Genomic DNA, 10,651 nt, shown 5'->3' with positions numbered 1-10,651 from the left:
GGATGAGGGAGATGAGGGGGATGAGGGGGATGAGGGAGAATTTTCTTGCTTATCTCCCGCTGCTCCTCTGCTCCTCTGCTCCTCTGCTCCCGCTGCTCCTCTGCTCCTCTGCTCCTCTGCTCCCCTTACTCTCCTCACTTCTGCCCATACACGGACTTGGGGTTGCTTGTGAGCGGGGACAAATTTGGTGGCATTACTGAGTAAGTTAATCAAAACTTGCACTAGGGTTGTGCGATGACCTATGATTTCGGGGAGCGGCTGTTCTATGGTTATCTGAGCTTGCCGCGATCGCAATGTCTCTAGTTGACTTATGGCTTCCGTGACGATTTCTGTTAGGTTCAGTACCCGCAGTTTCATGTCCGCTCGACTCAGGCGCGAGTAGTCGAGCAAATCTTGAATCAGCCCATCCATGCGTTCGGCAGAGGCAATAATCCGCTGAATATATTCTTGCCCATCGCTATCTAACTGGCTGCTGTAGTCTTCTTGAAGTGCTTGAGCTAAACCTTGCATCGATCGCAAGGGAGCGCGTAAGTCGTGGGAAACAGAATAGCCAAAGGCTTGGAGTTCGTTGTTGGCTTCAACTAGAGCGGCTGTGCGTTCGGTAACTCGTTGCTCTAGTTGGTTAGCATAGTTTTGCAGTTGTTCTCGCAATTGCGATTGCTGGATAGCGATCGCTAATTGTGTGGCAATTTCAGTGGCGATCGCTTGGTCTTCTGAGTCAAAAGCAGCGGTTGTGTTGGCAAATAAAGTCAACTCTCCAATTAAATTGCCTTCGACCAATAACGCCACTGCTAGGAAACTTTGCGAACCTACTTTTAGCTGACGCTCTAGGGCTGGCGTGCGACTGCTCAAGCAGGCAATATTCTCCACATACAAAATAGGCTGTATCTTGTTCGCTGTCTCCAGCGGTATCAGTTCGGTAATCGGTACAACCGATCCAGTAAAATTAAGCGCAATTTGCCCCGCCAAAATCTGGGCTTCACCTTTATTGAAGTTAAATAAAATCACAGCGGCGTGCTGGCAGGCGATCGCACTTGTTAAGCGCTCTAGGGCAGCTTGAGCAATTTGTTCTGACAACTCTGCCCTTAAAATAGCACGGTCGATGGCTCTTAAAGTTTCCAAACGCTGATTTGAGCGTAACAATGCTGCTTCAGCTTGCTTGCGCTCTGTGATGTCTCGCGCTACCCCAATCAGCCCAATAATATTACCTCCTGCATCTCGGTAGGGGTCTTTAGTAGATAAGTATGTATGCAAGCTACCTGCTTCTCTGACAAGTTCCTCGACAATTTCTGCCCTACCTCTAGTCATAACCCGGCGATCGGTTTCTCTGATCGCCGCAGCAATGTCTATTGGCAGTAGCTGAGTATCGTCTTTACCAACGATTTGGTCTTTGCTGTTGCCGAAAATTCGTGCCGCAGCTGTATTAATTAGTTGGTAGCGACCTTGGCGGTCTTTGACAAATACAGCATCATTTGTACCTTCTAAGACACTTTGTAGCAAGCTATAACTTTCTTGTAATGCTTGGGCTGATTCTCCACGATCGATTGCTTCAGCCAGGATATTGGCAATACCTTGTAAGAAATTGATGTCATTTTGAGTAAAGGTTCGCTGATGCCTGGTATGGGCACTTAAAACTCCCCAAGGTGGTTTATGCCCGTTGATAATTACGCTGATACCGCTGATAACGTTATGCTTAAATAGCAGGGGAGAACCACGAAAACGCGTCTCTTTGTTGATGTCTGTAACTACAACTGGCTGATTAAAAAGCAAGGTATAGCCTGCTTGAGAAGCATTACCTGTACTGACTGTAGTACGACCAACTAATTCCGGTTGCCATCCTATGCCTGCCCGTAGCAGTAGAAGATCCACTTGTGGCAGCAACTCTAAAATTTTGCAGTATTCCGTATTTAGAGTTTGAGCTACCAAAGTTACGGTTTCATGCATTAGCGCTGTGGGGTTGATACCGGAAAGTGCCAATTGCCCTAATTGCGCGATCGCTTCTTGTTGACGCGCCCGTACCCGCAATTCCTCTTCTGCCTGTTTGTATGCCGTTATTTCCCGCACCACTTGCGAGAAGCCAAGTAACTTTCCTTGTCGATCTCGGATAGCTGTTAATAGCACACTCGCCCAGAACTGAGAGCCATCTTTGCGAACTCGCCAACCTTCTTCAGCAAACTTTCCCTCAGATGCAGCTGTTTGCAACAAATAGTCAGGATGACCTCGCTCTAAGTCGCTAGCTGTGTAGAAGCGAGAGAAATGTTCGCCTAAAATTTCTGTGGCTGTGTAACCTTCGATGCGTTCTGCTCCAGTATTCCAAGTCACAACTCGCCCCTGTGGGTCGAGTCTCAAAATGGCATAGTCCTGCACCGTCTCTACCATTTCCCGGTAGCGATTTTCGCTTTCTTGCAGCCTTAATTCTGTCCGTTTTCGGGCAGCATTCAACTCAGTGGTTAGTAAAGATACACTCACAAATAACCCCAGTTGAATCGTGCCATCCAGCGTCATCACGGAGAATGAATAAATTGGCGGCAAAAAGAAGTAAGCGATAGCCAAGCTACACAAAAGAGTAGCTAGCCCACCGGAATTGCGATCGCCATACCATGAACTCAACACCACCGCTATAAAAAATATTGAGAAGGTAAAGCTCTCAAGCAATGGCGAGATAAGTAGAGACAATAACAGTGCTAAAGCGCTGGTGAATATAGCAATACTGTAGTTTCTTAACTGCCAGGAGCTATTTGCATTATGCATAAGTCATTTTCCTGGTAATTTTAAAGATTTACTACATTTGGCAATATTTATTTTACTTATGACGATTATTGTTTGAATACGACGCGCAGGATGAAATATCAGTTTATTGAGTATTAATACTTAAGACAGATATTAAAAATAATTAAGAATTTATAGCTAGCTTATAGATTTTTATTATTACATTTAAAGGGACTAGGATTGAAGTTAACGAAGGCAGGAGGCAGGAGGCAGGAGGCCGTTTTTGTAACAGGGATTTATACCCCGCTCCAAAAACTTTTCGCCTTATAAAGGTGAGGTTTTAGACCCCATTCTCTCGATAAAAAACGACTTCTTCATCTCCCTCATCCCCCTCATCTCCCTCATCTCCCTCAATTCTCCCTACTTTATTGCATGATGTTGGTAATCGTTGCAACTAACTGAACTGGATCTATCGGCTTGGCAATATGGGCTTGAAAACCAACTGAGAGAGCTTGCTGTTCGTCTCCTTCACTAGCATAAGCAGTCAGAGCGATCGCTCTTATTTCTCCTCCTTGTGCTGCACTGAGCGACCTGATTTGCCTCAACAGCATGTAACCATCCATTTCTGGCATCCCGACATCGCTTACGAGTAAGTCTGGTTTTGACTTTGCTATTGCTGCTAGTACTTCTTTTGCTGATGATACTGCTGTGACAGTAGCTCCATATTGTTCCAAAATGAAGGTAACTAGCTCCAAAGAATCAGGATCGTCGTCTACAACTAAAATTTGCAGATCCTCAAAAACTGAAGCGCTGGCAGTTGTTGCCTCACTGTCTTTATTACTTACCTGGAGTTCGGTAAGTAACATCGGTAAATTGATGATGAAGGTTGCTCCCTGTCCTTCTCCAGAACTTTCTGCTAAGACTGTTCCACCATGCATTTCTATTAGATAACGTACAATTGCCAATCCCAATCCCAAACCACCAAATTTTCTTGTGGTAGCACTATCAGCTTGACGGAAGGTGTCAAATACATAGGGAAGAAAATCTGGGTTAATACCTTTACCTGTATCTCTCACTAAAATCTGAGCTTGAGACTCGACTTGCTCTAAATAAATTTCAACTCGCCCGCCTTCTGGTGTGAACTTAATAGCATTAGAGAGTAAATTCCAGATAACTTGTTGTAAGCGCCCTGGATCTCCAAATACTTGACAAACCACAGAATCAAGTTCGGAGTTAATTTGAATTGATTTTGCTTCCGCCGATAGCCGTACCGTTTCCATCGCGGCTCTAATGATGGTTGCTAAATCAATTGGGCAAACATTGAGGTTGAGCTTACCCCGCAAGATGCGGGAGATGTCTAGTAAATCTTCAATCAGTTTTGTCTGTAATTTAGCATTACGTTCGATGGTTTCGAGGGCAAAAGCCGTCTTGTTTTCATCCAGCTTTTTGCTACGCAAAAGTTTCGCCCAACCCAAAATGGGATTGAGTGGCGTTCTGATTTCGTGAGATAGGACAGCGAGAAATTCATCTTTAATGCGGTTGGCATCCAAAGATTGTTGGTAAAGTTGAGCGTTATCAATGGCGGTAGCTGCTCGTTGAGCCAATGCTTGAGCCATAGCCAAATTGGTAGTACTGTACCGATGATTCGGCTCGGTTGTCAGCCAAGTAATTGCGCCTAGCTTGCGATCGCGAACCACTAGCGGCACTATGATGTAAGACTGAAGATTTATTTGGCGCATCAGTCGCACGAGTTCGGCATCTTGACTGATTGCGGGTAAAAGTGTATTTGGCACATCAGTAACTAACTCTGGCTCCAGAGTTCGCAGCACCTTACGTATACCAAAATCAGTATTATCTGAGGCGAAATAATGCCGTCTCAAAAGAAGTACCAGTGCTTCTATGTCTGGGGTAGCGGCAGCAATAACTGGTTCTTCAAATATTGTTAAATTAGTCAGGGCAACATCAACAAAACAGCAATCAGCCAAGGTGGGAACAACTAAGTTTGCTAACTTAGCTAGAGTTGCGCGGTAATCGAGCGAAGACACTAGTAATCGGCTAGCTTCAGATAGTAAACTATAGTTTTGCTTTTCAGCTTCAGCTTCCATCCGCGCAGCTTGTTCGCGGCTGAGAAGTTGCTCTCGCTCTAATTCTACTTGTTTGCGATCGCTGATATCCTCAATTAAGCCATCAATAATCGTGATGCCATTTATTTTGGTGAAGGTTTTACTGACACGCACCCAAGTTAGATTACCATCTGCTCGTCTTAGTTGCATCTCGCGATCGCGCACTTCCCCATTTTCTCGCAGTTGGTTAATCAATTGAGCGTAGTCTTCTGGCTGAAAATAAAGCTCAATTAATCTACTTGCTTGCTCTTCTGGCAATGTTCCCAGCCCAATGAGACGTAGAAATGCTGGGTTGCACTCTAGTAAAGAACCATCTACAGTTGCCCGATAAATTCCCACATTTAATCGGTTGAGCAGTGTTTGGAAACGCACTTCCAAATTCACCGCTTTTTGGCGAACTGCTGCTCTTTCTAAGGCCGAACGAACTGCGGCTGTTAAGCGCACGTAGTGCTGAGGTGACTTGACAACATAGTCATCTAACCCCGACCTCATTGCCTCTACCGCAACCTCTTGGGTTCCGCTGTTGGTAAACATAATCACTGGGCAGTCAGGAGAACGAGCTTTTATTGCTCGTAGCACTTCTAAACCATTACTCCAGCGTAATTGATAATCGGTGATAACTAAGTCAAATTCCCCCCTCTCTAATGCTTGAGCTAATTCGTCTGCGATGGCAACCTGTTCTATTTTCAGATCGGCAAACTCTCGCTTCAGTTGACGCACTGCGATGAGGCGATCGCTAGGATTATCATCAATCAGGAGAATACGTAACATTTCGCTATCAGTCTGATTGCATTCATATCATATAGCTATTAAGTACAGTTAACTTGGAAGAGTCAAGAATAGGGTGTGGGGTGTAGGGGGTAGGGTGTAGGGGAAAACGGTGTTGGACGGAGCTTTAACTCGAAGGGCGCAAGCGTTTTGACTCATACGGGGCTTGTACTACATACGGGTGGTTGGGGCGATCTCTTCCCCCACACCCTTGGTGAAAGTTATACCGCGACTTTCTAAGCTATCTAAAGGTATCTAAATAGTACGCCAAGTTGCCTTGGTGGGGAAGGGGGAAAGGAATCAAACAAAGTTTTTCCCCCTTTCCCTTTAACCTTTCTCCTTTTCCCAGTCCCCAATCCCCAATCCCTTTTACCCTTTACCCAACCTCCACCTAACCTGTTGGTTCTCGTTTTTCAACTCGTTCTTGGTTGCCTAAATCTGCAATTTTTATGCCCCCCTATGGGATTGAAGTTTCGACAAAATACATGGTCTACTGAAAAATTAGACTCTTAAATAATCTGGCTGCAAAGGACACTTCTTAAATATGGACACAGTAGCATCCACAGGTATTTCGTCCTTCGGCTGGCGGTACTGGATAATACAGCCGCATTTAGCTATGCACATTCCGGATGGCTTTTTGAATTTACCCGTAATCCTTGTTACCTGGATAATTGCCATTGGTCTAATTGCACTAGCTATTAGGCAAGCACAGGCAGAATATCAAGAACGAACTGTACCTTTAATGGGAGTTTGTGCAGCATTTATCTTTGCAGCACAAATGATTAATTTTCCCATTCCAGGAGGTACTTCTGGACACCTTTTGGGAGGAACATTGGCAGGAGCTTTATTAGGGCCGTGGGCTGGTTCGCTAGTGATGGTTGCAGTGTTCATTGTACAGGGCGTTCTGTTTCAAGATGGTGGATTGACGGTGTTAGGAGCCAACATCTTTAACATGGGATTAATCGGTACGTTTGGCGGTTACTATCTCTATCGCACAGTCAGATTTGCTATTGGACGCGATCGCTTGTCTGGGTTAGTAATTGGGGCAGCGATCGCAGCTTGGACAAGCGTAGTGGTAGCCTCAATTGTGTGTGCCTTGGAACTTGCTATCTCCAGAACAGTTCCTCTAGCGGTGGCTTTTACCGCAATGGCTTCTTGGCACGTTCTCATTGGCATTGGCGAAGCGCTGATTACTGTAGTAGCACTAAGTTTCATTTGGCGGACTCGACCTGAGCTACTTTACGATCCGCCCCGCAAGACGAAAGTATCAACCTCTCGTCCTCTATCTCGGTATTAAAAGTATTTATTGAATCAGGACTAAATGCTTATGAATAACAATATCTCGCGATCGCGCAACCGTGCCTTTGTCATCGCTGGCCTAGGTACTGCCCTGCTAATTGCAATTTTCCTTTCACCACTGGCTAGCAAAAATCCAGATGGACTCGATAGAGTTTCACAAGACCTCAAGTTTGACAGCAAGGCACATGAAGATACGCCAGCTCGCAAGTTACCCTTTTACGGCATTTTCGATGAGTATGCCCTCAGAGGCGTACCAGAAGCGATCGCCACTCCCTTAGCTGGTCTAGTCGGAACCTTAGTAACTTTTGGTTTAGCTTGGGGGATCGGTAAATTAGTTGTACGTGGTTCAACTTCACCTTCTACAGAGCATGATGGCTATTCAGACTCAGATGAGTAAAAGGGACTGGTACTGGGTACTGGATATGGGATAAAGGGTGCAAAAATTATGGAATTCTGCTTTAACGCCTCCCAAATTCTTAATTAACGCCTGATGTGAATTAAAAATGCCTTTAGTCCCATAAGGGTTTCAAGACTTGTTAAAAATCTTGGTTTTGGCACTATCGACGAAATTACAAGAATTTCATCGCTCAATTCACATTACACGTAATTACGAATTACCCTTCGGGTGAATCCTTCGGATACGCTGCGCGAGCGCAAGTTTGCCATCGACGCAAAGCGCCAAGACGGCAACTTGCTCACGAATTATGAATTACGAATTATTAAGTGGGAACTTAACATCATGTTGCTGCATGTTGGAGCATTTGTACTGGATATCGATAGTAAACAAGCTACTCCCTGGCACAAACTTGCTCCCCGTACCCGGATACTATGTACATTGTTGTTCGTGTTCGCCACTGTCTTAACACCAGATGGGCATTGGTGGACTTGGGGTATTTATGGATTAGCTTTAATCTGCCTGCTATTGCTGAGTCGAGTCACCTTATTAGTACTACTGAAACGGTTGGCAGTAGAGTTCACATTTATTGGTGTAGTTCTCCTGGGTACTTTATTCCGAGGTGGTGGCGAAATTTTATGGTCTTGGGGGCCAATACAGGTTACGACAGTAGGGCTAACTGTTTTGGGTAGTGTGACGCTTAAGGCATTACTATCGCTATCGATACTGAACTTATTGACTTTAACAACTTCAGTAACGGCACTACTTCATGCGCTGCTGGAACTGAAAACACCACCACTACTAGTAGCGATTCTAGCATCTATGTATCGCTATATCAGCGTATTAATAGGCGAGTTTAACGCTATGCGTCGAGCAGCCGAGTCCCGAAACCTGATGAATAGCAATCGCTCGATACGTTTAATTGTTGGCAACACGATCGGAGCGCTGTTTATCCGCACGTACGATCGAGGAAATTTAGTTTATCAGGCGATGCTATCACGAGGTTATCAAGGAGTACCACCGATGGTAGAAAAAGTTTCGTCGGGTGGAAGGTATGATGTTGTGGCTCTGAGTTTGACTGTAATCTTAGCGCTACTGGGTCAGGCTATTTACTGGCGTAAGTAAGTCAGTGCAATAAAACCAAGCTGTGTGAAGAAAAGTAAATAAGGCTCAAACTCTTTCTCCCCCTGCCCCCCTGCTCCCTGCCTCATCTCAACAATAATTATTTACGCCGACCTACTTAAATAATATTTGTTCGTATTGTCTTAATGCACCACAATCCAATATCAATTCAAAATCTTAGCTATAGATATCCTGACGGAACTCAAGCTTTGAGAGATATTAATTTGTCTATCAAAGCAACTGAGCGAGTGGCATTAATCGGAGCCAATGGTTCTGGAAAATCCACATTGCTGTTACATCTCAATGGAATTATCATGCCTGAGTCGGGACAGGTGACGATTGGAGAATGGCCTTTAACTGCTGAGAATTTGCGAAACATTCGGAATTTTGTCGGCTTGGTGTTCCAGAATCCTGATAATCAGTTGTTCATGCCAACAGTGTGGGAAGATGTTGCTTTTGGGCCGATGAATCTGGGTTTGCAAGGTGAGGAATTACAACAGCGAGTTCTGCAAGCAATGGCAGCAGTTGATATCGATCCCCAATGGTACGGGCAACGCTATACCGATAATTTATCTGGAGGTGAAAAGAAACGGATTGCGATCGCCGGAGTGTTAGCTATGAACCCACAGATATTAGTATTTGATGAACCCTCGGCTCAATTAGATCCCCGTTCTCGCCGTCAATTCATTGAACTGCTGCACAGTTTACCTCTGACACAACTGATTGCAACCCACGATTTAGATTTAGCTTTGGATTTGTGCGATCGCACAGTTGTTCTCAGTCAAGGTCAGGTCGTGTATGATGGCGCAACTGAAAAAGTAATGAGCAATCCAGAGTTTTTGCTGGGGCACGCTTTAGAGTCACCATTATGCTACAGTCGCCCTTACTGTCAGCTAGAACATGCACCTGTGAGATACAGATAATTGGGCGTTGCTGAATAAGGGGATGATTGAGGCTGACGCGGTGAAACGGTGACACGGAGACGCGGGGATTATGGTTGATGCAAATTCCAAAATCATCCCGCAATTATCCCTCTTCTGTCAGTCTCCGAAAACATTTGCCATTTCTGAATTCTAGAGCTTTTGTACAGCAAGCGATCGCGCGATTATTTTCTAATAACAAATTCAAGAGCAATTTTTTTCTAATAGTATAGGTTGTATTGATTGCCTCGTGAGACTTCTAGCAATCGCCCTCACGGAGAGTGACAGAAGAGGGTTATAGCGGTTCCCGACCTAGTGAGGTACATTTTTAATGCTACTAACCTTGGTAAATAAGATTTGGGTGTACCTCAGTTGCTTAGGAAACGCTATATCTTTTTATTTTATTAATATTAACTGTACCTCATAACATCGGAAACTGCTGTAAGTAGGTCGATGTTAAAAATTGTTGTTATAACAAGGCAGGAGGCAGAGGGCAGAGGGCAGAAGGCAGAAGGAAAGAGGGTTTTAGGCAACTTTACTTTTTGTTACATACTTCGATTTATTTGCACCGTTCTACTTACTGTGGAGTTGCAAAGTACTAGCACTGCGGAAATCGAAGACATAAATTGCTTGTTAGGTGGTTTGTCTCAACTACAAACCTATTTCCTCCACTGTATTAATCTGCTGCAACGGCAAGAGATGGATGCAGAATTACTGAGATTTCAAGCTAGAGAACGTCTTGAAAGTCAAGTGATGCAAGAGACGTTAGCTCAATTAGCATCAGTATTGCCCCAGCCAAAGTTAGACAGGTTAAATAATAGTTTAGGATTTAATAATAGTCTTGATGCAAACGATCCAGGTCAAGCCTTACTAATTGCTGCTGGTGCTATCGGACGAGCATCAGGAATAAAAATTTGTCCGCCAGCTGCCTCAGAAGATTTTAACCGAGTGCAAGATCCTGTGGAAGCGATCGCCCATCGCCTCAGTACTATTCAAAACGCCGATCGCATTTACGTACTCGCAGGTGGCAAAGTCGTGCAGCAAGGTAGTTTCCTTAGACCTCTTGCAAAAGTCCTAGATGCGTGAGACAAGTAGGATAGAGTTGGGTAGCATCTATGACCTACGAACAGGTAAAGAGTCTGAAATCAGAAGACTTTAAACGCTTGTGTGGTGTACGTCCAGATACTTTTAACGAGATGTTAGAGGTAGTGCGATCGCTTCATCGAACAAAACAGAAAACAGGGCGACCGGGTAAATTAAGCTTAGAAGACCAATTGTTGATGACATTAGAATATTGGAGAGAATACCGAACATAC

8 protein-coding genes are annotated in these 10,651 nt (G+C 44.6%); 6 read left to right on the top strand and 2 right to left on the bottom strand.

Going from position 1 to position 10,651, the window contains the following annotated elements:
- Nucleotides 1-2,751: PAS domain S-box protein (locus tag I8752_RS19950; protein WP_214434035.1), on the bottom strand; the 2,751-nt coding region annotated here is incomplete at its 3' end.
- Nucleotides 2,752-3,134: 383 nt separating this feature from the next.
- Complete coding sequence (locus I8752_RS19945) at nucleotides 3,135-5,603, bottom strand: response regulator (RefSeq protein ID WP_225895775.1); 2,469 nt, start codon at nucleotides 5,601-5,603, stop codon at nucleotides 3,135-3,137.
- A gap of 541 nt (nucleotides 5,604-6,144) precedes the next feature.
- On the opposite strand from I8752_RS19945, the gene cbiM reads away from it, so the two are divergent.
- The 6 genes from cbiM to I8752_RS19910 form a co-directional block, all read left to right on the top strand.
- On the top strand, nucleotides 6,145-6,897 hold the full coding sequence (gene cbiM / locus I8752_RS19935) for a cobalt transporter CbiM (protein WP_214434034.1): 753 nt from the start codon (nucleotides 6,145-6,147) through the stop codon (nucleotides 6,895-6,897).
- A 30-nt stretch (nucleotides 6,898-6,927) separates the two neighbouring features.
- The gene (locus tag I8752_RS19930) at nucleotides 6,928-7,296 is read left to right on the top strand and encodes a PDGLE domain-containing protein (RefSeq protein ID WP_225895774.1); all 369 of its coding nucleotides are present in this window, start codon (nucleotides 6,928-6,930) and stop codon (nucleotides 7,294-7,296) included.
- Between the two features lie 228 nt (nucleotides 7,297-7,524).
- Complete coding sequence (cbiQ, locus tag I8752_RS19925; RefSeq protein WP_318780871.1) at nucleotides 7,525-8,418, top strand: cobalt ECF transporter T component CbiQ; 894 nt, start codon at nucleotides 7,525-7,527, stop codon at nucleotides 8,416-8,418.
- A 143-nt stretch (nucleotides 8,419-8,561) separates the two neighbouring features.
- Nucleotides 8,562-9,338 (top strand): energy-coupling factor ABC transporter ATP-binding protein, encoded by a 777-nt coding sequence (locus I8752_RS19920; RefSeq protein WP_214434033.1) that lies wholly within the window; start codon nucleotides 8,562-8,564, stop codon nucleotides 9,336-9,338.
- Between the two features lie 579 nt (nucleotides 9,339-9,917).
- A complete protein-coding gene (locus tag I8752_RS19915; RefSeq protein WP_214434032.1) occupies nucleotides 9,918-10,421 on the top strand; it encodes a hypothetical protein in 504 nt (167 codons plus the stop codon).
- A gap of 29 nt (nucleotides 10,422-10,450) precedes the next feature.
- Nucleotides 10,451-10,651 (top strand): transposase family protein (locus tag I8752_RS19910; protein ID WP_214434031.1); only part of this gene is annotated, 201 nt, incomplete at its 3' end.

The organism is Dendronalium phyllosphericum CENA369 (assembly GCF_016056275.1).
Lineage (GTDB): Bacteria > Cyanobacteriota > Cyanobacteriia > Cyanobacteriales > Nostocaceae > Dendronalium > Dendronalium phyllosphericum.
Note: the sequence above shows the minus strand (reverse complement) of the source record. Positions and strands in the feature narration are given on the sequence as shown.

Bases quoted from the DNA above. Each gene is read 5' to 3' on its own strand.
- I8752_RS19945 (WP_225895775.1), bottom strand. From the start codon at position 5,603: ATGTTACGTATTCTCCTGATTGATGATAATCCTAGCGATCGCCTCATC.
- cbiM (WP_214434034.1), top strand. From the start codon at position 6,145: ATGGACACAGTAGCATCCACAGGTATTTCGTCCTTCGGCTGGCGGTAC.
- I8752_RS19930 (WP_225895774.1), top strand. From the start codon at position 6,928: ATGAATAACAATATCTCGCGATCGCGCAACCGTGCCTTTGTCATCGCT.
- I8752_RS19920 (WP_214434033.1), top strand. From the start codon at position 8,562: ATGCACCACAATCCAATATCAATTCAAAATCTTAGCTATAGATATCCT.